19 protein-coding genes are annotated in these 22,828 nt (G+C 60.3%); 6 read left to right on the forward strand and 13 right to left on the reverse strand.

Features of this window, described 5'->3' with window-relative positions:
* The first annotated feature begins 196 nt into the window (after positions 1 to 196).
* Genes ACR0NJ_RS05175 through ACR0NJ_RS05185 form a run of 3 tightly spaced genes read left to right on the forward strand, consistent with a single transcriptional unit; the run spans position 197 to position 7,393 of the window.
* A complete protein-coding gene (locus ACR0NJ_RS05175; RefSeq protein WP_480816061.1) occupies positions 197 to 1,888 on the forward strand; it encodes a ShlB/FhaC/HecB family hemolysin secretion/activation protein in 1,692 nt (563 codons plus the stop codon).
* Entirely contained in the window at positions 1,833 to 5,438 is a 3,606-nt protein-coding gene (locus ACR0NJ_RS05180; protein WP_480816062.1) for a two-partner secretion domain-containing protein, read from the forward strand. Before ACR0NJ_RS05175 ends, ACR0NJ_RS05180 begins: the two co-directional genes overlap by 56 nt.
* A 20-nt stretch (positions 5,439 to 5,458) precedes the next feature.
* Positions 5,459 to 7,393 carry a caspase family protein gene (locus ACR0NJ_RS05185; protein WP_480816063.1) on the forward strand — a complete coding sequence of 645 codons (1,935 nt, stop codon included), beginning with the start codon at positions 5,459 to 5,461 and terminating at the stop codon, positions 7,391 to 7,393.
* A 14-nt stretch (positions 7,394 to 7,407) separates the two neighbouring features.
* On the opposite strand, the gene ACR0NJ_RS05190 is transcribed toward ACR0NJ_RS05185, so the two are convergent.
* Positions 7,408 to 8,463 carry an OmpA family protein gene (locus ACR0NJ_RS05190; RefSeq protein WP_480816064.1) on the reverse strand — a complete coding sequence of 352 codons (1,056 nt, stop codon included), beginning with the start codon at positions 8,461 to 8,463 and terminating at the stop codon, positions 7,408 to 7,410.
* Positions 8,464 to 8,613: 150 nt separating this feature from the next.
* Between ACR0NJ_RS05190 and ACR0NJ_RS05195 the strand changes: the two genes are divergently transcribed.
* Positions 8,614 to 10,101 carry a caspase family protein gene (locus ACR0NJ_RS05195; RefSeq protein WP_480816065.1) on the forward strand — a complete coding sequence of 496 codons (1,488 nt, stop codon included), beginning with the start codon at positions 8,614 to 8,616 and terminating at the stop codon, positions 10,099 to 10,101.
* Here ACR0NJ_RS05195 and ACR0NJ_RS05200 read toward each other — a convergent pair.
* From ACR0NJ_RS05200 to ACR0NJ_RS05255, 12 genes are all read right to left on the reverse strand, one after another.
* Entirely contained in the window at positions 10,098 to 10,502 is a 405-nt protein-coding gene (locus tag ACR0NJ_RS05200) for a hypothetical protein (RefSeq protein WP_480816066.1), read from the reverse strand. The genes ACR0NJ_RS05195 and ACR0NJ_RS05200 overlap by 4 nt on opposite strands.
* 11 nt (positions 10,503 to 10,513) lie before the next feature.
* Positions 10,514 to 11,221, reverse strand: coding sequence for a hypothetical protein (locus ACR0NJ_RS05205; protein WP_480816067.1), 708 nt, complete (start codon positions 11,219 to 11,221; stop codon positions 10,514 to 10,516).
* Positions 11,191 to 12,756 (reverse strand): caspase family protein, encoded by a 1,566-nt coding sequence (locus ACR0NJ_RS05210; RefSeq protein WP_480816068.1) that lies wholly within the window; start codon positions 12,754 to 12,756, stop codon positions 11,191 to 11,193. Before ACR0NJ_RS05210 ends, ACR0NJ_RS05205 begins: the two co-directional genes overlap by 31 nt.
* Before the next feature lie 136 nt (positions 12,757 to 12,892).
* On the reverse strand, positions 12,893 to 13,231 hold the full coding sequence (locus ACR0NJ_RS05215) for a cupredoxin domain-containing protein (protein WP_480816069.1): 339 nt from the start codon (positions 13,229 to 13,231) through the stop codon (positions 12,893 to 12,895).
* Positions 13,231 to 13,752, reverse strand: coding sequence for a DUF4142 domain-containing protein (locus tag ACR0NJ_RS05220; protein WP_480816070.1), 522 nt, complete (start codon positions 13,750 to 13,752; stop codon positions 13,231 to 13,233). The genes ACR0NJ_RS05215 and ACR0NJ_RS05220 overlap by 1 nt, the downstream gene beginning before the upstream one ends.
* A gap of 123 nt (positions 13,753 to 13,875) precedes the next feature.
* Entirely contained in the window at positions 13,876 to 14,913 is a 1,038-nt protein-coding gene (locus ACR0NJ_RS05225; protein ID WP_480816071.1) for a zinc-dependent alcohol dehydrogenase family protein, read from the reverse strand.
* A gap of 84 nt (positions 14,914 to 14,997) precedes the next feature.
* Entirely contained in the window at positions 14,998 to 15,993 is a 996-nt protein-coding gene (locus ACR0NJ_RS05230) for an ABC transporter ATP-binding protein (protein ID WP_480816072.1), read from the reverse strand.
* A gap of 1 nt (position 15,994) precedes the next feature.
* Positions 15,995 to 17,023 carry a Gfo/Idh/MocA family protein gene (locus ACR0NJ_RS05235; RefSeq protein ID WP_480816073.1) on the reverse strand — a complete coding sequence of 343 codons (1,029 nt, stop codon included), beginning with the start codon at positions 17,021 to 17,023 and terminating at the stop codon, positions 15,995 to 15,997.
* Positions 17,020 to 17,859 carry a carbohydrate ABC transporter permease gene (locus tag ACR0NJ_RS05240; RefSeq protein WP_480816074.1) on the reverse strand — a complete coding sequence of 280 codons (840 nt, stop codon included), beginning with the start codon at positions 17,857 to 17,859 and terminating at the stop codon, positions 17,020 to 17,022. The genes ACR0NJ_RS05235 and ACR0NJ_RS05240 overlap by 4 nt, the downstream gene beginning before the upstream one ends.
* Before the next feature lie 13 nt (positions 17,860 to 17,872).
* Entirely contained in the window at positions 17,873 to 18,787 is a 915-nt protein-coding gene (locus ACR0NJ_RS05245; RefSeq protein WP_480816075.1) for a carbohydrate ABC transporter permease, read from the reverse strand.
* A gap of 65 nt (positions 18,788 to 18,852) precedes the next feature.
* Positions 18,853 to 20,103: an ABC transporter substrate-binding protein gene (locus ACR0NJ_RS05250; RefSeq protein WP_480816076.1), complete on the reverse strand. Its 1,251-nt coding sequence runs from the start codon at positions 20,101 to 20,103 to the stop codon at positions 18,853 to 18,855.
* A 12-nt stretch (positions 20,104 to 20,115) separates the two neighbouring features.
* Positions 20,116 to 21,015, reverse strand: coding sequence for an N-acetylmuramic acid 6-phosphate etherase (locus tag ACR0NJ_RS05255; RefSeq protein WP_480816077.1), 900 nt, complete (start codon positions 21,013 to 21,015; stop codon positions 20,116 to 20,118).
* Between the two features lie 158 nt (positions 21,016 to 21,173).
* On the opposite strand from ACR0NJ_RS05255, the gene ACR0NJ_RS05260 reads away from it, so the two are divergent.
* Positions 21,174 to 22,061, forward strand: a complete 888-nt coding sequence (locus tag ACR0NJ_RS05260; RefSeq protein WP_480816078.1) for a glucosamine kinase nucleotide-binding domain-containing protein — start codon at positions 21,174 to 21,176, stop codon at positions 22,059 to 22,061.
* Entirely contained in the window at positions 22,058 to 22,825 is a 768-nt protein-coding gene (locus tag ACR0NJ_RS05265; RefSeq protein ID WP_480816079.1) for a GntR family transcriptional regulator, read from the forward strand. The genes ACR0NJ_RS05260 and ACR0NJ_RS05265 overlap by 4 nt, the downstream gene beginning before the upstream one ends.
* Positions 22,826 to 22,828: the final 3 nt, after the last annotated feature.

Consider the following 22,828-nt stretch of genomic DNA (forward strand, 5'->3'; position numbering starts at 1 on the left):
TGATGTCTGACACAGACGCGCGCTCAGAAACGCTCAATACGATGTGGGACAAATCCAACAGGCACCGGGTAATGTTCGATACAATCTTGCTTTGCTATACGGGCTGCGCTTTGCTAAGCGCTGTTCCACTCTTCCACCATGGTCGGTTAATGATGACAAACCCCCTTGATCTATGATGCTTGCCCGACGTTTCAAATTGATAGCAGCGCTTGTCGCCGGTAGCAGCTTCGGCATGGTGGATACCGCGCTGGCGCAAAGCGCGTCCAACCTTGCGCCGTCGACATTTCAGCCGCAAAGTCAACGCAGTACGGGGCCCGTCACCGTGGCCCGCGACCCCGGCGCGCCGATCCCGGAAGGGGCGGATCAGCTGTTCGTAACCGTTGGCCGGGTCGAGATTGAAGGCGCGCTGCCGCAGATGGAGGCCGCAAATGCCGCCTTTATCGAACGACTGTCAGGCAAGCGGGTGCCGGTGTCGGAAATCTTCGCCGCGACCAACCGGCTGGAAAGCGCCTATACCAACGCCGGATTTGTTCTGAGCCGCGTGGTACTGCCACAGCAAACCCTGCGCGATGGCGGAACCTTGCGTATCGTCGTCGTTGACGGGTTCATAGAACGGATCGATGCCGAAAAGGTGCCCGAACAAGCCCGTGACCGGGTCGTTGAGATCACCAAACCCCTGATCGGCAAGCGCGGCATCAAGCTGCAGCAGATCGAGCGCGCACTGTTGGTGGCAGGCGATACATTTGGGCTGCGTCTGGCATCAACCCTGTCCGCAGGTGATGCGGCTGGCGGCACGGTGCTGACGCTGGACGGTCAGTTCAAAGAGATCACTGGCTCATATGGGTTCGACAACACGCTGTCGGACGACCTCGGCCCTCTGAACCTGAGCCTTGGGCTTGAGATCAACGGCGCGCTTGAGATGGGCGAGACGTTTTATTTCAACGCAGGCGGGTCGCCCACGCGGTATTTCTCGGACGACGCTGAATATCGGATTCTGGCGGCCGGCACGGTGTTTCCGATCGGCTATGACGGCCTGACCTTCAATGTCGAGGTCACGTCCAGCAAGGCCCGCCCGGATTCGGACTTTGTGCCGACCGAAAGTGAGTTTGAAAGGCTGTCGATCCGGCTCTATTACCCATGGATCCGTTCGCGCAAATTCAATTTGTCGTCGCAGCTGATCCTTGACCGGGTCAGCGACACGCAAGACCTGCTGGTGGGCTCGGTCCGCCTGCCGATCTATGATGACGATCTCAGCGTATTGCGTGCAACGTTGGATGCCACGCGAAACTACGAAAACGGGTCCTTCCTGCGTGGCAGCGCCATCCTGTCGCGCGGGCTGGACGCCTTTGGGGCCAGCGCATCGGTCGGGCCCGGCGATACCCCCCTGTCGCGGCAGGGGGCCAGCGCCGAGTTCACCAAGCTTGTGCTGTCGGCGCAATACCAGCGCCCGCTGAATGCGAACTGGTCGCTGAGCGTGAATGGCCGAATTCAGACCAGTTTCGGCGATCCGCTGGTCACGTCCGAACAGTTCAGCATCGCCAGTTCCAACGAGCTTTCGACCTTTGACGCAGGCGAGTTGCGCGGTGACGACGGGTGGGTCATGCGCGCCGAAGCGGGCCGGTCGCAGCAGGTTTCGATCGCGGGCTTTCCGCTGATTTTGAAGCCCTATGTCTTTGGCGCATATGGCGAGCTGGGTTTGGAACAGCCCACGGTTTTTGAGCAAAGTACAACCACAGCCTATGCCTATGGCATCGGCGCAGATTTGTTCACGATTGAGGATTCGGCTTATCGGTCCGGATCGTTGCGAGTGGAATATGGGAGAGGGGAACGCGATGACCTTGGCGAAGACGGAAACCGTTTCAGCATCGTTGCAAGTCGCAGGTTCTGAAGGCCCAAAAACATTGATCCGGGGCGCGCTGCTGTCGGCCTCGGCGTTTTTGATGGGCACCACGGCTTTGGCACAGTCCTTGCCGAACGGTGGCACTGTGGCCGCTGGAAACGTGACGATCACGCAGCCCAGCGGTACCCAACTGGACATCACGCAGGGCTCCGGGTCCGCGATTGTGAACTGGAACGGGTTTTCGATTGGCTCCGGGTCAACCGTCAACATCAACCAGCCGGGTCAGCAAAGCGTGATCCTGAACCGGGTGACCGGCGATACCACCAGCCAGATCCACGGCCAGTTGAACGCAAATGGCCAGGTTTTTTTGGTGAACCCGAACGGTATCTTCATCGGTCCGAACGGGCACGTGAATACAGCGGGCTTTGTGGCCTCGACGCTGGATATCTCGGACGATGATTTCCTGAACGGACGATATCGCTTCAACGGCAATGGCCAGTCTGCTGCGGTCGAGAATGCGGGAACCATCTCGGTCGTGCCGGGCGGATACGCGGCGCTGATCGGCGGCAGAGTGTCCAACTCTGGCCTGATCCGGGTGCCGCTAGGCAAGGTCGGACTTGGAGCCGGAGAGCAGGTGACGCTGGACGTCGCGGGTGACGGGTTTCTGCAGGTCGCGGTACCGTCCAACAGTGACGATGCCTCGATGGAGGCGCTTGTCACCAATTCCGGGCGGATCGAAGCGGACGGAGGCGTTGTCCATCTGAAAGCCGCAAGCGCGCGCAATGCGGCGCGGCAGGTGATCAACATGTCAGGCGTGATCGAGGCCCGGTCCGTCGGCGGTGTATCCGGCGCAGTCGTACTGGGCGGCGGCGGTGGTGGCGTGCAGGTCAGCGGAAGCATCGACACCTCCGCCCGCAAGACACTGGTCGCCAGTTCGCCTCGGCCCAAGGTTAGGGCGCAGGACGGCGGATCCATCACGATCACGGGTGAGGCAATCGCTCTGGCCGGAGCCAAGCTGAACGCAGACGGGGCGGGGGCCGGTGACGGCGGCACGATCCGGGTTGGCGGCGACTATCAGGGCGGTGGAAACCTGCAGACGGCGCAAACCACAAGCGCGGACGCGAACACAACGCTGACGGCAAATGGCGGCGACGAAGGCGATGGCGGGCGAATCATCGTGTGGTCGGATGACCTGACGACATTCTCAGGCACTATCTCGGCCCGCGGCGGTGCGCAGTCGGGCGACGGTGGATTTGTCGAGGTTTCCGGCAAAACCGATCTGGTCTATCGCGGCTTCGCCGACCTGCGCGCACCCAATGGCAAAACCGGCGATTTGCTGTTTGACCCTTTAAACATAACGGTGCCGGGCACATTTACCGAAGTTGGGCTTGAAGCCCAGCTTTCAACGGCGAACGTGACGCTCGACACTTCGGGCTCGGGGGCAGATGCCGGTAACATCACGATCAATGCTGATATCGACTGGACCTCGACGAACGATTTTATCCTGAACGCCGACAACGCCATCACCCTGAACGGTGCGATCAACGGCCCCAACGGTAGTCTGGTTCTGACGGCGCTCGGGGCCGTCGATGGCGTGGGTCTGATCACCACTGGCGCGGGCGGCGACATCAATGTCGGGGTCTTCTCACTTGTCGCAGGCTTCTGGCGGCAAATATCATCTAGTCTGCCCAGTTTTGCGGCGGCAGATTTTGATATCGACCCTCAGGCCAATTTCCTGCGCGTGACCGGCGGCAATGGGACAAGCGCCAACCCATACCAGTTGACCGATGTCTACGGTCTGCAGGGGATTGGCGGGATGGCCCTGTCCAATCTGAACTATGAGTTGGCGAACAACATCGACGCCTCGGCTACGACCAGTTGGTTTCGTGGCTTTGACCCCATGGATTTCTCTGGAACGCTCGAGGGAAACAGATTTGCCATCGACGGGCTTTTCATTAACGACAACTTCAATCCCGGGGGTCTCTTCGACAACCTGAGCGGGACAGTTCAAAATCTGTCCATCACAAACGCCGATGTCTCAGTGGGCGAGGGCGGCATCCTGGCCGCCATCAATTCGGGCACGGTGTCGGGCGTCATGGTCTCGGGGGATCTGTTCAGCGGCGGTTATGCGCCCGCTGGGGGACTTGTCGGCATCAACGACGGAACCGTGATCGACAGCTATTCAACCGCAGATGTGTCGGTGGTGCCGATCGAATCCAGCACTGCGTTCATCGGGGGTCTGGTCGGGCAGAACACAGGAAATATCATCCGATCCAATAGCTCTGGTTCCGTGACAGGGGCGGACGCCATCAGGTTCACCATGGGCGGGCTGGTTGGCGGGAACTCAGGTCTGATCCGGGATTCCTATTCCACGGCGAGTGTCTTCGGCAGCAATATGGTGTCCTCAACCACGGAACCCGCCAATTTGGGTGGTCTGGTCGGAAACAACAACGGCGGCACGATAACCCGGACCTATTCGACGGGGTCTGTCGGTTTCTCCGGTGGCAATACTCCAACGCTTGGTGGGTTGGTCGGCCAAAACACCGGCTCGGTCAATGGCTCGTTCTGGAACACCTCCACATCAGGCCTGACCACCAGCGCCGGAGGACAGGGCCTGACGACAGCGCAGCTTCAGGACACAGCGACCTTCTATGGGCTGGCATCAGCGCAGGGCTGGGATTTCACAACGACCTGGGCACCCGGCACTGGCAGCACCAATCCGGCGAACTACACGACCTCGCCCGTGGTGTTTGCGATACCGGACAGCCTGGCGGTTCCTGCGGGTTCGACGTCGACCGCCACCGCAACAGGGAACGTCTACGGTGGTCCGTCCTCTTACATGTTTGGCCCGGTGTCAGATTCGCTGAACACATCGCCGATTTTCCAGACGCTGACCTTTGCCAGCACCTCGGCAGGGGCCACGACCTTTACGGTCGATACCTCCAACCTGACCAGTTCGGCCAGTCAGACCTTCACCGTTGCGGCCTTGCCCGGCGCTGCGGTCATTGGCGGCGGAACCACTATCATACCGGTCCCCCCACTCCCGCAGATCACCATCACACCCACGGTTGACACCACGATTACCGGAGGCGGCGGTGGCGGTACTGCGGTCACCAGCGTAACCGAAGCCGAAACGGCGCTTGGAACGGTTGAAAACGTGTCGCAGGACTTCGATGGTGAGGTTTCGTCCTGCGCCAGCAGCGGCGACAATGTCAGCGAGTATCTGGCCTGCTTGGCGGATGCGATGGATGATTATGCTTCCGACCTCGATCAGATTGTGGACGGCTTGCCGCCGGGGCTGGAATCCATCGGGGATATCATTCGCGGGGCCAGTGCCGGTATTCGCGAAGCCGGTGAAGACGCCAACCGGCGGCTGGCGCTGGCCACCACTGCGGAAGAGCGCGCAGCGATCCGTCGCGAGGCGGTCCAGCAGGCGCGACAGCAGATCCGCCAGGCCCAGCGTGAGATCCGCAAGGCCATCACATTGATACGAGCGAGCGATCCGGAACTTGCCATCATCCAGAACCAGCAGGTAGACACGATTGTAGCCGCTGTCGGACAAGCCGAAATCGGTCTGACGCGCGCCATCGGCCTTTGATCCGTCGGAGAGTCTTGCCTGTGTTTGTGATCCGTTGCCTTGCGGCCCTTTTCCTGACGCTGTTTAGCGCCTGCATGGCGCTGGCCGACAAGCGGGTCGCGCTAGTGATCGGCAATTCGGACTATGCCTCGGTCAGCCCGCTGGACAACCCGATCAACGACGCCTCGGACCTGGCCATCGCGCTAGAGGGGTTGGGGTTCGAGGTATTCCTTGGCACCGATCTGACGCGCGATGAGATGCTATCGCTGGCGGAATCCTACGGCGCCACTGCTGCGGATTCCGACGTCTCGCTGTTGTTTTACGCCGGGCACGGGTTTCAGGTGGGCGGGCAAAACTATCTGGTTCCGGTCGATGCGCAAATCTCAGCGCCCGAAGATATCCCGGACCAGACCATCCCGATGCAAGAGTTCGTGGGAAGGATGGAACGGTCAGACGGTATCCGGCTGGTGTTTCTGGACGCCTGCCGCGACAATCCGTTTGAAGGCACTGGCTTGGATGTGGGCGGCGACGGGCTGGCGCGGGTCGGCAGCGCGGCGGATTTCATGTTTGCCTATGCCACGCAGCCAGACAATGTGGCCTATGACGGCACCGGTCGGAACAGCTTTTTCACCGAGGCGCTGCTGAGCCATATCTACACGCCGGGGCAGGATATCTCGGACCTGATGATTTCGGTCCGCAAGGATGTTCTGGCCTCGACCGGAGGTCGGCAGATTCCGTGGGACAACTCATCGCTGACCCGACAGTTCCGGTTTGACAACAGCCCGGTGACGGCCTCGGAAGAAACCTTGCTGTGGCAGGTTGCCGCCAACGCGCAGGACGCCTCGCTGATGCAGCTTTACATGGACCGTTACCCGCAAGGGGCGCATGTGAACGAGGTTGTGGCGTTTCTGGACCGGGCCGGGCAGGGCGAGACGCTGACCCGCGCCCTTTCAGTCGAGGATCAGGACGAACAGGCCGAGCGACTGTGGAAACTAGCGCAACGCAGCCGGATGCGGCCCTTGCTGGAGTTCTATATCGAGCAATACCCAAGCGGAAACCATGTGGATCAGGCGCGCCGCCTGATTGCTTCGATCCCGCGCCCCGAAGACAGCACTCCGGGCGGCATATGTGAACGGCTGGCCACCCATCCGCGGGACCGGACGGCCAGCATTCCCGGCGTGCCGTTCAGCCGCCTACAGGAAAACGCGCTGACCGCCATCCAGGCCTGTAGCGCCGCTGCAGCGCAGACGCCTGATCTGTCGCATTACGTGGCCTTGCTGGCGCGGGCAACGATTGCGGCGGGCGATGTGGAACGGGCCGTCACGCTGTATCAGCAAGCAGCGGCTGAAGGCGACTTGCGGGCAATGGTATCGCTGGCACAACTGCACGAAAGCGGAACTGGCGTGCCACAGGACGTGAACGCGGCGATGGACCTGTACGAACGTGCAGCAGCGGGGGGCAGTTTCGACGCCATGATCAATCTGGCCGTCACCCTGTTCGAAGGTCAGATTGTGCCCAAGGATGAGGCCCGCGCAATCACGCTGTTGCAAAGCGCGGCTGAAGGCGGATCGGCCAAAGCGACGTTCAATCTTGGCGTTCTGGCGCAGGACGGTATTGCGGGGGCGCCTGCACAAGCGCTTGGTTATTTTCAGAAAGCCGCACGGAATGGCGAGTATCAGGGATATCTGGCCGCCGCGATCCTGCTGGATGAAGGGCGCGGCGTTCCAAGCGATCCGCTGGAGGCGGCACGTATGTTGCTGCGGGGGGCTGCCGAAGATGATGGTTCGATCCTGAACCAGCTGTCTCTGGCCTCGGACCAGTGGTCGCGGGAAACCGTGATGGAGGTTCAGAAACTGCTGCAGAAAGCGGGTTACTACTCCAGCACCATCGACGGTGTAGCGGGCCCCAACTTCATATCGGCGCTGCAGCAATGGCGCAGCGGCGGGTTTGATCCCATCATTCTGGCCGGGAACTGATCGACCTTCGGTGGTTAGTTCACCGGTATAAACTCGATCCGGCGATTACGGCGCTTGCCCTCTGCCGTGTCGTTCGACACCACCGGACGGCTTTCACCATAGCCCACGGTCACAAGCCGTTCCGATGCGATGCCCTGATCGACCAGATAGTTGTTCACAGCTTGCGCCCGCCGCTCGCTAAGCGCGCGGTTTGCCGCATCCGAGCCATCGCTGTCCGTATGGCCGCCGATCTCGATGGTCAGGTCCGGGCAGCGGTCGACGATGTCATGCAGGTTCGCCAGCAGCGGAATAGACGCGTCGCTCAGGCGGGCGCTGCCCGAGTTGAAGTAGATGTTGCCGGTGCGCGACAGAATCTCCATCCGCCCTTCGCAGGCTTCACGATTCAGATCCCCCTTGGTTTCCAGCGCGGCGGCCCCTGGTACTGCCGAGGCGACCTCGAGCGTCGGTGGAGTTCCGGCCTTGGCCCGGTCAAACACGAAGCCAAAGCTGATAAAGCCGAAAGGCAGGATATCGACGCCTGCAGCCTCTTCCAGCTTGCCGCGCCCTTCTTCAAGGTTGAAGTCGGGCAGGGCGATGGCGATCGGGGTCGTATTCGCAACGGCCACCCGGTCATTGTCGACCAATGTGATAGCGACCTGTGCAACGCTGTCTTTGGTTACGCCGTGCAACGACAGGGTGTAAGGCAGGTCGATGATCTTGTGGCGGGTCTGATGCAGATCGACCAGCTCTTCGGGCGGAAGCTGCGCGGTGATGACCGCCTCGGGGAAATTGAACGTCTCGAAGAACAGAAACCGCATGCGTACGTTGCGAAGGTCAATGCTGGTATCAACACTGTCCATCTGAACCCGGATGTCGGCAGAGCCTTCCGGACTGATCACGCCAGAAAGGGTTGCGAACCCGCTGTTTTCCGCCACCGAATTCTTCTTCACCGACAGAAACTGCAGTTCCGAGGCCTCGGCATCCAGTTTCCACCCATGCTCGAACGGATCGGCGCTTTGGGCCCATGCACTGTTCGCCAGCAGCAATCCGGCTATGGCAAAAAAGTTTCGCATCGGGGTTGAGCGCGCCATGTGTGAACCTGTTCCTATGCTTGATCCTTAATTCGGGATATGTCAGGCGGTGGCCACAAGAAAGCCAAAAAAGCTTGGTAGAAAAATTCGAACCGTCATGATGCCCCAAGGTCACGGGGCTGGTAGGGTGACGGAAACAGAGGATCTGACGTGCTTCGCAAAGTAAAAGTTCTGGTTGCGATGATCTGGGTTTTGTGGACCGCTCAGGCGGTGGCCGAGCCGCGCATTGCGCTGGTCATCGGGAACTCGGCCTATGGGTCCGTTTCAGCATTGGACAACCCGGTCAACGACGCGAAGCTGATCAGTGAAAAGCTGACCGACCTCGGATTCGATGTCCGTCACCTGTCGGACAGCAACCAGATCGAGATGAAACGCGCCATTTCCCAGTTCGGCCGAGACCTGCGCAAGGGCGGCGAGGATGCGGTTGGCCTGTTTTATTATGCCGGTCACGGCGTGCAGTCCTTTGGGTCGAACTACCTTCTGCCGGTGGATATTTCGCTGAACGATCCCGCGGATCTTGACCTTATGGCGGTCGAGGCGCGGTCGGTCCTGCATCAGATGGCCTCGGCCCATAACAAGACCAACATCGTCATTCTGGATGCCTGCCGGAACAATCCGTTCGAAGAACTTGCCGATATGGATGACAACGGTCTGGCCGAGATGAAGGCCCCCACGGGGACATTTCTGGCCTATGCCACCGATCCGGGCGGGGTTGCCTTGGACGGTGAAGTAGGCAACAGCCCCTTCACACTAAGCCTGGCGGAACATATCGAAACGCCGGGCATGGCAATTGAGCAGCTGTTCAAGAAAGTCCGTGTCGATGTTCTGGAAGAAACCCGCGGCCTTCAAACCCCTTGGGACACGTCTTCGCTGACACAGGATTTTGCTTTTGCGATCGAGACGGAAACGAAGATCGTGCAGCACCAAAGCGAAGAAGACCTTTGGCAGGAAGCGGTCAGTTCCCGCGATCCGGTGCAGATCATGCTGTTCATGCGCGCCTATCCCGACAGCATCCATGCGGACAAGGCCAGCGACCTGTTGCAAACCGTTCTGGCCGAATCCTTCGGGACCGCTCCGCCCTCGGGCGCAACGCAGCCCGAGCAGCAGGAACAGGTGGCCGAGGCGACAGAGACCGACCGGCTTATGTATGATCTGGCGCTGGCCGATGATTCCATCCATTCCTACGAGGTGTATCTGCACAGCTTCCCGGACGGGGCGTTCTCGAATCAGGCGGTTGAACGGCTTTCTGCGCTGCGCCTCGGAGAAGCGACAGTGACCCGAAAGGCCGAGCCCACCGCCAAGATACCAGAGCCCGAAACCGATGGTACAATTGCCGCCGACGAGACGCTGACGCTGGACACGCCGCTCAGCTTCGGGAACTCGTATGTGCGCGGCCAGACGATCAAGGAACTGGTAGCCGGTTCCCCTCAATTCCCACCGCTGGAGGGGCTGCCCGAAGAGCTTTGGAAAGACCAGCAATGCTCCAACTGCCACCAATGGACGGCAGAGACGCTGTGCGATCAGGCCCAGACCTATGTCAAACGGCCAGCCGCAGGGAATGTCGCAAAGCAACACCCCTATGGCGGTGGGCTAAAGGTCAACATGCGCCGCTGGGCTTTGGGCGGGTGTCAGGGCTAGCCAGACAGTTTCGCAAGATCGGCGCTCAGCGCGCGGGCCTCGGAAATACTGCGCTGAAGGGCGGCCAGTTTTGCATCGGGCGTTGCCCCTTGGGGTGTTTCGTTCAGAACCTTGTCGATACGCGCCGCTGTGGCTGCGTCGCCCCCGCCTATGGCATCGCGTTGCTGCAGGATTTTCAGCTTCAACTGGGCCAGTTCCGATTCCGAGGACCGGATTTGCGCCGCAAGCGCGTCGTTTCGGGCCTGCGCGGCGGCAACATCGCCTTCCGCAGCCTCGATACGGTCGTCATAGGCCCCGGTGGCAATGCCCGAGACCCCGGCGAAGAACCCGCCCTCTGCCGGGTCGGTGGTGGTTTGACAGGCGGTCAGCAGAAGGCAGGGTAAAACGGCAAAGCGGATCATATCACCCCCGGTCATAGCGATGAGGCCAGATCGCCGGCGATCCCGCGCATCTGCGTGATCTGGTTCGACAGCGCCGCCAGATCGCCATCAATGGGCGAGGCCGTCTGACCGCGCGAGATGGTCAGGTTCCGCGCCTCGGTGAACTCGGCCTGTCGCTTGGTTGCGCCGTCGATGGCCAACTCCATCTGGGTCAGGTTCCCGTTGGCCTCGGCCAGTTCCTGTTGCAACTGGGCCGGGTCCACGGTTCCGGCGGCAACACCGGCGTTCAGCGCGTCAAGTTCGGCCTTTTGCGCCGCAAGGACTTGATTCATCACGTTCAGCGTTGTCTGCATTTCGCTGGCGTTCTGATCCAGATCCTTCTTGATCTGCCGCAGACGGGATTCCCGCCCCGCGTAGTTTCTTTGAACAAAAGACACATAGGTACCCGCCAGCGCCCCGGCCCCAAGGCCGATAGCAAGTCCGGTGCCCACATCATCGCTGCCGCCCAGACCGAACCCAATGGCTCCGCCGGTCACACCGCCTGCAACCGCGCCTTGCAGGATGGTCTTCTGCATAGCAGCGGCCTGTTTGGCCAGATCAGCCTCGGCCTGTGTCGATCCGCCGGGCGTTGCCTCGGGCGCGGCGGTCGGCTCATTGCTACCACCGCCACAGGCCGTCAGGGTCAGGGACACGACGAGGAATGCCGCGCTTAGTCGGGAGGTATGAGGTCGGCCAGCCATTGGTAACTTCCTTTTTTGCTATCTTCCGCCTGCGCAACATGCCGCAGAAACAGTGCGGCGTCCGTGTTCAGTTGCGCATTGGCATAGGTCAGGTCGCGCGAGCCGGAAGCCGCGCTGATAATCGACGTATCAATGTCGGGTGGAAAAAAGACGACCGAGCGGTTCAGCACCTCGTCGTAATAGCTGCGGCTCTGGTCCAGACGGCGCAGGATGATGCCGCGCGAGCGGTAGATGTCGTACACATCGTTCCGCGCCTGCTGCAGAACGGGCAGGGCGTCGGTGTTGGTGCGAGCGATGTCCTCGATCTGCGCCAGCGCGTCCTCGGCGATGCCGAGCGTGCGCTCGACGCTGCGCAGGGCCACGATGTCGGTGCGCAAACGCTGCAAGGTGGTCGCGGCCAGAAAGACCGAAACCTGCGCCGCGTCTTCAAACAACCGTTCCGCCGAAGCGACCTCCTGCGCTGATAGCCCACGGCGATAGCTGTCCAGCGCCGGACCCAGATCACGGGTCTGCCCATCGTTCAGATGCCCCAAGGCCACCAGTGCAGTCGCGAGTTTTTCCGGATTGGCCTCGGTCAGCGAGGCGTTCACCGGAGCCAGCGATCCGGGCGATCCGGTGTTCAGACTGTCAATCCGATCTTGGGCGAAAGCCGCAAACAGCCCGTCAGGGTAAGCCCGCAGGTAGGCTTCGAAATCAGACGCATCCGCGCTGGACGCAATGCCGCGCCAATAGGCCAGATCGGCGGCGGTTGCGTCGTCAGCGGTTTCGCCCGGCAGGCCCGGTGCGAAACTGTGTTCGTCCAGCACAGATTCCTCGACCCACGGGATCTGTCGCCCGTCCGTTTCCAGAACCACCTGCTGGCGCACCCGGCCCAGCATCAGCCGGACATCCAGATCAGGCGTCGCGATATGATCCAGCAGGCCGGAGGTGAAAACGCTGTTATCGCCGACCCCGTCATAGGCCACGTTGCCGGGATCAGTGGCATAGGCGATCAGCAGCCCGGCCCCTCCGCGCATTCTGACCAGGCCCTGTTTGACCATGCCCCTGTCTGAGAACGGGTTGTTACGGCAGGCGTCCAACAGCAGGATGCCCACCTTCGGACCCGCCTTGGCCATCACATCCCGAACCCGATCCAGCGTCAAAGAACTGCGCCTGAGCGCCTGCAGATCGCTGCCCGCAAAATCGGTGCCAATCAGATGGTTTTCACCGCCAATCTGAACCCCGTGCCCGGCATAGAAAAACACTGCCATCTCAGCGCCTTCCGCTGCCGCGCCGAATTGATCCAGCGCTTGTTGCATCGCTCCTGCGTTCTGATCGGTGGCTTCGGTGACGGCAAAACCCAGCTCTTGCAGCGCGGCACTCAGCGCGGTGACATCATTCACCGGGTTGCGCAGAGCCATGTCCGGGGACGCATAGTCGGAATTGCCGATCAGCAATGCCACCCGGCCCGAGGCGTAAGCCTGCGTCGCCCAGAATGTCAGGCACAGCAAGAGGATGCTCGGAACTCCGGTCAGCAGGCCGGTCAGACGGGTCACGGTCATACCGGCAAGGTAACGCAAGGTAACGTTGGATGACAATCGCCGTTGGTATCCAGACGTAACGAATTTAACAATCGCGAGGGTTCTGCATCAGCGGGTAAAAGCCGCTCGGCGTCGACGGCACCATTGAAACTCAAACGATCTCAATGGTGCCTTTCATATGCCGGTGAAAGACGCAGAAATAGGATAGCTCCATACCGTCTTCCACGACGATTTCGGCACTGTCGTTCTGGGTCAATTCACCCGTATCCCAACTTTTCCCGTCCGCAGTGGCCGTATGCGGAGCAATGTCCAGATTTGTCCAGATGATCCGGTCGCCCGGCCTGACCTGCAGGTGGTCTGGCTGGAACGTAAAACGCCGGATCTTGACCTCATGCGTGTTCGGCTCAGAGGCCTGCGAGCGCATTGCCAGAGCGGCTGCGGAGACCGCCGCCCCGGCAATGACCGACCTTCGGGACAGGGGTCGAGGCATCAGTTCAGCGACTCGACCATCATTTCCGCATGGCCTTCATGGGCTTTGAAAATCTCAAGCCCCTGCTCGAACAGCGCCTTGACCTCGGCGTTGTCGATGTTCGGGATCATGGTGTTTTCGACCAGTTCGTTCACGGCCTGATGATAGGCAAGCTCGTTCGCGGCATAGGCCTCGTCAAACTCTGCGCCACGCAATTGGGACAGGTTGTCGATGATTTTCTCGGCGTTTGCGTTCAGGGTCTGGCTGAATTCGTTGTCCTGCGCAGTTGCACCCAGCTTGTCCAGCAACCCAAGCGCGGCTTCGTTCACCGCCGTATGGTCGCGGATCATGGTGTTGGCGAACTCATGAATCTCGGGGTTTTCCGACAGGGCCAGCGCCAGATGGGCATAGCGAATGTCGATATTGTCCGCCGTGTAAGCGATATGGGCGTATTCCAGGTCGCTCATATCAGCAAGCTCTTGAGCAGTGGCAGGGACTGCAATGGCAAGAGTGGCGGCGATAGCCGCGAGAAACGTTTTCATCGGTAGAACTCCGTTCGATACTGAGGGTCCGCCCAGTATTCCCGTCTTGCTGCCGAAACACATATCCGGGCGTACAGATAACCGCACAGATCGTTCAAAAAACCGGCGTTTCGGGCCGGGTACTTAAAAGCTTGTGATGACGGTTGCACCGATGGATCGGAATTTATCCATCTCCATCAGTGCCTTCGGAGCATCCTCTAAACTGATCCGATCTCCGACAAGACGGGCGGGGTCAAGTTTGCCGCTTTCAACCATATCCAGCATCGCGCCGTAGCGATGGGCCTGCATCCCGTGCGAGCCGAGCAATTCGATCTCTTGCCCGACGATCTTAGGCATTGGAACTGCGGGCGCGGCGTGATCGCCCAGCATCAGACCGACCTGAACATGCTTGCCGCGGGGGCGCAGGCCGAGGATCGAGTTGGTCATGGTTACGGGATGCCCCAGAGCGTCAAGCGACACATGCGCGCCGCCCTTTGTAAGCTCGCGGATTGCTTCGGGAACATCTGCCTCGGCCCCGGAAACGGTGGCGACCGCGCCCAGTTCGCGGGCCAGTTCCAGCTTGGCGGGGTCGAGGTCAATCCCGATCACATTGGCCCCGGCGGCGCTGGCGATCATCACAGCCGACAGACCCACGCCACCGCAACCATGAACGGCCACCCATTGACCGGCGGTGACTTTGCCCTGATCCACCACCGCCCGGAACGAAGTGGCAAACCGGCAACCCAGGCTGGCGGCGGTGGCAAAATCCATTGCGTCCGGCAGGGCCACCAGATTCAGATCGGCCTGATGGATGCCGACATATTCGGCAAAGCTGCCCCAATGGGTAAATCCCGGTTGCTGTTGGTTCACACAGACCTGCTGATGGCCCGCGTGACACTCGGCGCATGACCCGCAGCCGCACACGAAGGGCACTGTCACCCGATCGCCAACGCTCCAATTGGTGACGTCTTTGCCGACGGCCTCGACAACACCGGCAAGCTCGTGACCAGGGACATGCGGCAGGTCAATATCGTTGTCATGTCCCATCCATCCGTGCCAATCGCTGCGGCACACTCCGGTCGCTTCCACCTTCAGGACAACGCCGTGGGGTTCTGGCGTCGGGTCCTGCACCGAGACCAGTTTGGGGGCTTCCTGAAACTTTTCGAACAGCACGGCTTTCATGCGGCAGGTCCTTAGGCGAGGCGGGTAGGTTTAGCCTATCCCATACGTCCGATGGAACAGCCCGTCCAATCGTTTTCTCTTAGGTCAGAGCCTTTGGCCATCGCCGTCAAAGGAAAGCACATCGGTTTGCTCGAAGGTGATGCCGACCTCGGCCCCCGGCGACACGCGATGCTGGCCGAAAGCGCGTATCGTGAAGGGCTTGTCGGTTCCGATATTGACCAGAACGTTCGTATCCGCGCCCAGATTTTCCACATGCACGACAGTCCCCGACAATGGCCCTGCGTCACCCAGTCTGGCGTATTCCGGGCGGATGCCGAAGACCGTGCCGGTGCTGCCGCCAATCATCTCAGCCGGAACGAAATTCATTGCCGGAGAGCCGATGAACTCGGCAACAAACCTGTTTGCGGGGTTGTTATACAGCTCCATCGGGGTGCCGACCTGCTCGATCCGACCGCTGCGCAGAACCACGATCTTGTCGGCAAGCGTCATGGCCTCGGTCTGGTCGTGGGTCACGTAGATCATGCTGGCGCTGATCTGGCGGTGTAGATTGGCAATCTCGACGCGGGTATTCAGGCGCAGGGCTGCGTCCAGATTGGACAGCGGCTCGTCGAACAGGAACAGCTTGGGGTTGCGCACAATCGCCCTGCCAATGGCGACACGCTGGCGCTGACCGCCGGACAGTTCCGCCGGGCGGCGTTCCAGATAGTCCTCCAGCGACAACATCCGGCTGGCCTCGGTGATCCGGCGCGAGATTTCGTCCTTGGCGTGGCCCGCCTGTTTCAGACCCAGCGCCATGTTCCCCCGTACCGTCAGGTGTGGATACAGCGCATAGGATTGAAACACCATCGCAATGCCACGCTTGGCGGGCGGGACGGTATTGACCTGCTGACCATCAATTTCCACCGTACCCGAGGTCGCATCCTCGAGCCCCGCAATCACCCGCAACAGGGTGGACTTGCCACAACCCGAGGGGCCGACGAACACCACAAACTCATTCTCCTCGACGGTCAGGTCGATGTTCTTCAGCACGTCGACGTCCCCGAAGGATTTACAAACGTTTGAGAGGGTCAGGGCGGTCACGTTACGTCTCCTTCAGGTCGACCGGCTGGCCGGTCCGAATGCTGTGATCGGCGGCAAGGCAGATGCGCAGGGATTGCACGGCGTCGTTCATGTGACGGGTCAGGTCGATATCTTCGGCAATGGCTTTCAGCATGTAAGCCTGTTCCGCATCACAAAGCTGCTGGTGGCCCGGCTCACCTTGCATCTCGATCAAGGTGTCGCCATCGGGTCTGTGCACCAGAATGCCGCCGACCTTGGTATGCCCGTCCACATCATCCGACTCGCCCTTGTTGCCTTCGGTGATCGACACGGCCCCGTTGGGTGAGACGATGTCTTTCACGAAAAACGCGGTTTCCGACATCATCGGGCCCCAGCCCGCCTCGTACCAACCGACCGAGCCGTCCTCGAAAACGACCTGAAACTGGCCGTAATTGTACATGTCGGGGGCGATTTCGTCGGACAGACGCAGGCCCATGCCGTTTACGCGGACGGGTTGCGCGTCGGTGATCTGGCACATGACATCCACGTAATGCACCCCGCAATCGACAATAGGCGAAGTTGTTTGCATCAGTGCCTTGTGCGTTTCCCATGTCGGGCCGGTGGATTGCTGGTTCAGGTTCAGGCGGAAGACGTAAGGGCCGCCCAGATCGCGCGCCTCCGAGATCAGTCGCATCCACGAGGGGTGGTGGCGCAGGATATAGCCGACGACCAGCTTGCGGTTTGTCTCGACCGCCTTGGCGACCACACGGCGCGCATCCTCGACTATAGTTGCCAGGGGTTTTTCAACGAACACATGCGCCCCGGCCTCCATCGCGGCGCAGGCAAAATCCGCATGGCTGTCGGAATAGGTGGCGATGACCGTCAGATCGGGCTTGGTTTCGGCCAAAGCTGCGTGAAAATCAGTGAAGACCGGATAGCGCTGCATGTCAGGATGCCCGACCGCGCCCGACCGGTTCACCAGCCCGACGATTTCTGCATCCGGGTGGTGATGATGCGCCAGCGCGTGGCTCAGCCCCATATTGCCCAGACCCGCGATAAGAACCCGGATCATTTGACCGCCCCCGAAGTGATGCCGCGGATCAATTGCCGCGAGAAGATGACATACAGGATCATGACCGGCAGGATCGCCATGCTCAGCGCCGACAGAACCGCGTTCCAATCGGTCACGAACTGGCCGATGAAGACCTGACTACCCAGCGTCAGGGTTTTGGTCTCTTCCGCCGGGGCAAGGATCAGAGGGAACCACAGGTCATTCCAGATCGGGATCATATTGAATACTGCCACCGTTGCCATTGCCGGACGGACCAGAGGCAGGACGAGACGGAAGAAGATGGTGTATTCGCTCAAACCATCAATGCGGCCTGCATTCTTCAGGTCATCGCTGACCTGTCGCATGAATTCAGACAGGATGAACACGGCCAGTGGCAGGCCCTGCGCCGTATAGACGAGGATCAGCGCCATCAGCGTGTTGACCAGCCCGGTCGCCACCATCATCTCAAGGATCGCCACGGTGCCGATACGGATCGGGATCATGATGCCCAAAGCCAGATAGAGGCCCATCAGGGTGTTGCCTTTAAACCGGTACTCGCTAAGCGCAAAAGCCGCCATCGCCCCAAACAGCAGGATGAAGAACAGCGAGGCCACGGTGACGATCATCGAGTTCTGGAAATACAGGAAGAAATCCCCCTGTTTCATCACCGTCTGGTAGCCGATCATCGAGAATGTCTCGGCGTCCGGCAGGGCAAGCGGTTCGCGGAAGATCGCTTTGCGGGTCTTGAAGCTGTTGATCAGGATCACAAAGACCGGGAACAACGCAATCAGCGTGTACAGGATCAGTGCGCCATGCATTGCAGCGAGGTTGAAGGGGTTTCTGCGGGCTTTATTCATGGTTTGCGGCCCCTCAGAACTGATACCGGCGGATGCGGGTCTGGATCAGGAACAGGTACAGGCAAACCCCGGTCAGGATAATGAAGAACATGCCCGTCGCGATGGCCGAGCCCATATGTGGGTCGCCCAGTTGCAACTGGAAACCAAAGAAGGTGCGGTACATGAACGTGCCCAGAATATCGGTCGAATAATCTGGCCCCGCCAGCGCGCCTTGTGCGGCATAGATCAGGTCGAACGCGTTGAAATTGCCCACGAAAGTCAGGATCGAGATGATGCCTATCGACGGCAGGATCAGCGGCAGCTTAATCTTCCAGAAGGCGGCCATACCAGTAATGCCTTCTACCTCGGCGGCCTCCAGAATCTCTTCGGGGATGGACAGCAGGGCAGCGTAGATCAGCATCATCGGGATGCCCACGAACTGCCAGACCGAAACCAGCGCCAGTGTGGTCAGGGCGTATTCCTCTTTCCCCAACCAAGGGGCGTAGAGCGATTTGAGGCCAACCGAGGCCAGCAGATCGGGCGCAATGCCCCAGATCGGCGACAGGATCAGTTTCCATGCAAAGCCGACAATAACGAAAGACAGGATCGTCGGGATGAAGATCGCCGAGCGGTAGAAGGCGGCAAACCGCAACCGCGGGTGGCTGAGCATGGCCGCCAGTGCGATGCCGATCGGGTTCTGGACCAGCATATGGATGAAGAAGAACCAGAAATTATTGCCCAAGGCGTTCCAGAAGGCGTCAGACCACAGCGGATCGCCGAACAGGGTACGGAAGTTTTCGAGGCCGACAAAAACGCGCGCCTGATCAACTTCGGTGTACAGCGCAAGCCGTAAAGTGTTGAACAGCGGAAAGACCATGACGGCCGAGTAGACCAGCACAGCGGGCGCAAGAAAGACCACGATGTGCCATTTGATCCGGCTGGTGCCCATAACATGCCTCGAAGGTTCAGAGTGGTTCCGGCCGTTGGGCCGGAACCGCTGGTGGGGTGAGTGGCTTACTGATGTGGCGCGTACCAGGCGGCCAGGCCGTCCTGCAGGCGTTTCCCTGCATCTTCAGGGCTTTCCGTGCCCTTGATGACGTTGACCGAGGCGTTCCAGGTCTCATTTTCGAGGTTCGGCGTACCGCGCGACAGGATCTGGTAGGTCGAACGGATCGTGCTTTCGCACTCATCACGCCAACCCACGATTTCCTTGGCCAGCGGGTCTTCCAGCTCGACCGGAGTGCTGGAAAGCGGGAAGAAGCCCGGAAGGGCGTTGCCAAAGATGCTCGCGAACTCAGGGCTTGCGACCCAGGCCAGGAAGGTGCGCGCGGCTTCCTGGTTTTCGCTTGCCGCGTTCATGCCGATGCCAATATCGGTGTGGTCCGAAATATAGCAGGTGTCGCCTGCGTTCTGGACCGGCGGCTTGAAGGCGCCCATTTCGAAATCGGCCTGCGTGTTGAAACCCGAGATTTCCCAGCTGCCTGCCGGATAGATCGCGGCGCGGCCCAGCGTGAACAGGTTCTGGCTGTCGGGATAGGTCTGAGCTTCATACCCGTCGCCCAGATATGCGCCCCACTTGGCCAGCGTCTCGTAAGGTGCAACCCACTGAGAATCGGTCAGTTTCTGCTCGCCCTTGATCAGCGCAAGGCGGCCTTCTTCGCCTTTCCAGTAGTTCGGGCCAATGTTGTTATAGCCCATGGTGGCGGCTTCCCACTGGTCATTGGTGCCCATGGCCATCGGGATGTAAGTGCCGTCTTCCTTGATCTTTTCCAAAGCGGCAAAGAACTCAGCCTCGGTTGTCGGAACTTCGATGCCCAGCTCGTTGAACGCGTCCTTGTTGTAGATGAAGCCATGGATCACAGACGCCATCGGCACGCAGAAGCTGGCCGAGCCGTCGTCGGTTTGCCATGCGGATTTCGCCACATCCGAGAAATTGCCCATCGCATCCAGATCGGACAGGTCGGTCAGGTGACCGTCCTCATAAAGCGCCAGCGAAGCGTCAAATGGGCGACATGTGATCAGATCGCCTGCGGAGCCAGCTTCGAGTTTGGAGTTCAGAACGGCATTGTACTCAGCCGGGGCGGAAGGTGTGAATACCACCTTGATGTCCGGATGCTCGGCCTCGAAGGCCGGGATGATCTTGTCCTGCCACAGGGCCAGGTCGTCGTTGCGCCAGCTTTCGATGGTCAGTTCCGTTTCCGCATATGCGGTCGTGGCTAAAGCCGATGAGGCCAGCAAAATTGCGCTGAGCGACGTCTTTTTCATAGTTATTTCTCCCTATTGATTTGAGTTTGTTTGAAGTTCTTGAAGCGCCGGGCGCAGATGCCCGTCGGATTGGGTCAGCAATTCTTCGGCCTGCCGGGTGTCAGAGGCGCCCGACGCCAGCAAAACCGCTTGTTTCAGATCGCCCGATGTCTGGTCCAATGCCAAACCGGCCTCGGCCTCGGACACTCCGGCGATTTTCGTTATGATGCCTTCGGCACGATGCCGCAGTTTGAGGTTGTCGGCGATGACATTGACCATCATCCCGTCATGTACATGCCCCAATCGGATACCCATCAACGTGGACATCATATTCAACGCCACCTTTTGGGCGGTGGCAGCGCCCATCCGGGTCGATCCAGCGATGATCTCGGGCGGCGTGTTCAGGAAAATCGCGCAATCGGCGTGATCGAACAACGGGGCGTTTTCGTTATTGGCGATACAGATGGTTTTGGCCCCTGCTGCCCGAGCCTTCCGCGTGAAATGAAGCGGGTAGGGGGTCGAGCCGCTGGCTGATATCGCGATCACCGCATCACCGGGCTTGACCGTGGCCGAGGCTGCCTTGGCCGCTTCGGCATCGTCTTCGGTGTGGCCGGGCATGGCGGCACCGGAGGGAATTCCCCCCGCCATGCAGATCGCGATGGAATTCGGCGACAAACCGTAGGTACCGGGCAACTCGGCCCCATCCGCAAGCCCCATCAGGCCCGACGAACCCGCTGCCGCATAGAAAATACGACCGTTGTTTTTTACAGTCGCGGTGAGGATTCCGGCCCCCTGCGACAGGTCGGTCAGACAGGCATCCAAGCCTGCCAATGCCTCTTTCTGCGCAGTCAGCAAGCGCGCGAGAATGTCGGCATCAGGGCGCAGGTCAAGGCCCTCGGCACCATCACGCAGCATTTCGGTTTGCGGCAGCATTTGATTCCCCTTTGGTGTTCTTATCTAATACCTATACAATACCTTTTGTCTACCTTTTGTTTGAATTTCTCCGTTCTAGCCCGTTTTTAAGCGGAAATTACGCCGCGCTACGCGCAAAGGTCTTTTTTTCGGATCAAAGGTATTGTAAAGGTATCTATATGGCTGAGTCTCTCCCATATCTCATCGCAATCGACGGTGGTGGCACAAGCTGCCGGTTCGCGCTGGAAACGCCTGAGGGCCGGATAGCGGTCAGCCTTGGCAGTGCAAATGTGTTCTCGAACCGAAAGGCCGCCCTGAACACGCTGGTTGCGGGACTTGGGGCGCTGATGAACGAAGCAGGCCTGCCGCAAGACGCGCTGGCTGATATTCCAATCTACGCGGGCCTTGCTGGTGTCACCAACGCCGAAACCGCTATCGAAGTCGCGCGGCATCTGCCGTCCCGGATCGTTCAGGTCGAGGATGACAGCCGGTCCGCCGTTGTGGGCGCACTGGGGGATCGGGATGGGTGTCTTGTTGGCGTCGGAACAGGGTCCTTTCTGGCTCGGCAATCGAACGACAGCATTCGGTCCATCGGCGGCTATGGCCCGTTGATCGGGGACGAGGCCTCGGGCAACTGGCTGGGCACACAGCTCCTGCGGCAAGTTCTTCTGGCTGCAGACGGGATTGAGCCGCCCAGCCCTCTGACCCGGGACATAAGTGCCCGTTTCAATAACAACCCGATGGAGGTTGTCGCGTTTTCAGGTGCCTCAAGCCCTGCGGATATCGCAGACCTTGCGCCGCAGATCATCGCAGCCGCGAAACAGGGCGACCGGGTCGCCGATGCTCTGATGCAAAAGGGCGCCGGTTACATCATCGGCGGGCTGCGGGCGCTCGGCTGGTCGGCGGCCGAGCCGATCTGCGCCGTGGGCGGCGTTGCGCCTCATTATGCGGGCTATTTGCCGGTCGAGATGCGACAGGCGCTGACGGAACCGAAAGGTACGGCCATCGACGGGGCGCTGAAACTGGCGCAGCGACTGGCGGAACGGGCAAAGGTCGGGGCAGCATGACTTTGGAAACCATCGAAAACTTCCTTGGCGACAACGGTTGGATGCATGATGCGACAGGCCCCCGATATGTGCGCCTGCGCAAACGGATCGAAGAAAGCATCGAACTGGGCGTGCTGGGCGAAAGCGCCCCTTTACCAGCCGAGCGGGAAATCGCCAGCCTGACCGGCCTGTCGCGGGTGACGGTCCGCCGCGCGATGCAGGATCTGGTCGATCGGGGCATTATCATTCAGCGGCAGGGCTCGGGCAGTTTCGTTGCGGACGGAACGCCGAAAGTGGAACAGTCGCTGTCCCGGCTGACCTCATTCACCGAAGATATGTCGCGGCGCGGTCTCGATTCCTCCAGCGAGTGGCTGGATCGGGGCATTCACACGCCCTCACCGGAAGAAGTTATCGCGCTGGCCCTGTCGTCCGGAGAAGCTGTCGCACGGATATCGCGCCTGCGGCGGGCGAATGACAAGCCGATGGCGATTGAACGCGCCTCATTGCCCATCGACATTCTGCCGAAGCCGCAACAGGTGGAATCCTCACTGTACGAAGTGCTGGAACGCAGCGGCAACCGCCCCGTCCGCGCCCTGCAACGCATTTCGGCGATCAATCTGGAAAGCGAGGATGCCGCGCTTCTGGGCGTTCAGCCTGGTGCGGCGGGGCTGCGCATCGTGCGCACCTCGTACCTGTCCAACCGACGGGTCGTGGAATTTACCCGCTCAATCTATCGCGGTGATGCATATGACTTTGTCGCAGAACTGCGCTTGGCCAACAACTAGGAC

It is taken from the genome of Ruegeria sp. F11 (genome assembly GCF_056533855.1).

Excerpts from the sequence above, each read along its gene's own strand:
- ACR0NJ_RS05180 (WP_480816062.1), top strand. The coding sequence starts at position 1,833 with ATGACCTTGGCGAAGACGGAAACCGTTTCAGCATCGTTGCAAGTCGCA.
- ACR0NJ_RS05190 (WP_480816064.1), bottom strand. The coding sequence starts at position 8,463 with ATGGCGCGCTCAACCCCGATGCGAAACTTTTTTGCCATAGCCGGATTG.
- ACR0NJ_RS05200 (WP_480816066.1), bottom strand. The coding sequence starts at position 10,502 with ATGATCCGCTTTGCCGTTTTACCCTGCCTTCTGCTGACCGCCTGTCAA.
- ACR0NJ_RS05205 (WP_480816067.1), bottom strand. The coding sequence starts at position 11,221 with ATGGCTGGCCGACCTCATACCTCCCGACTAAGCGCGGCATTCCTCGTC.
- ACR0NJ_RS05215 (WP_480816069.1), bottom strand. The coding sequence starts at position 13,231 with ATGCCTCGACCCCTGTCCCGAAGGTCGGTCATTGCCGGGGCGGCGGTC.
- ACR0NJ_RS05220 (WP_480816070.1), bottom strand. The coding sequence starts at position 13,752 with ATGAAAACGTTTCTCGCGGCTATCGCCGCCACTCTTGCCATTGCAGTC.
- ACR0NJ_RS05225 (WP_480816071.1), bottom strand. The coding sequence starts at position 14,913 with ATGAAAGCCGTGCTGTTCGAAAAGTTTCAGGAAGCCCCCAAACTGGTC.
- ACR0NJ_RS05235 (WP_480816073.1), bottom strand. The coding sequence starts at position 17,023 with ATGATCCGGGTTCTTATCGCGGGTCTGGGCAATATGGGGCTGAGCCAC.
- ACR0NJ_RS05240 (WP_480816074.1), bottom strand. The coding sequence starts at position 17,859 with ATGAATAAAGCCCGCAGAAACCCCTTCAACCTCGCTGCAATGCATGGC.
- ACR0NJ_RS05245 (WP_480816075.1), bottom strand. The coding sequence starts at position 18,787 with ATGGGCACCAGCCGGATCAAATGGCACATCGTGGTCTTTCTTGCGCCC.
- ACR0NJ_RS05250 (WP_480816076.1), bottom strand. The coding sequence starts at position 20,103 with ATGAAAAAGACGTCGCTCAGCGCAATTTTGCTGGCCTCATCGGCTTTA.
- ACR0NJ_RS05255 (WP_480816077.1), bottom strand. The coding sequence starts at position 21,015 with ATGCTGCCGCAAACCGAAATGCTGCGTGATGGTGCCGAGGGCCTTGAC.
- ACR0NJ_RS05260 (WP_480816078.1), top strand. The coding sequence starts at position 21,174 with ATGGCTGAGTCTCTCCCATATCTCATCGCAATCGACGGTGGTGGCACA.
- ACR0NJ_RS05265 (WP_480816079.1), top strand. The coding sequence starts at position 22,058 with ATGACTTTGGAAACCATCGAAAACTTCCTTGGCGACAACGGTTGGATG.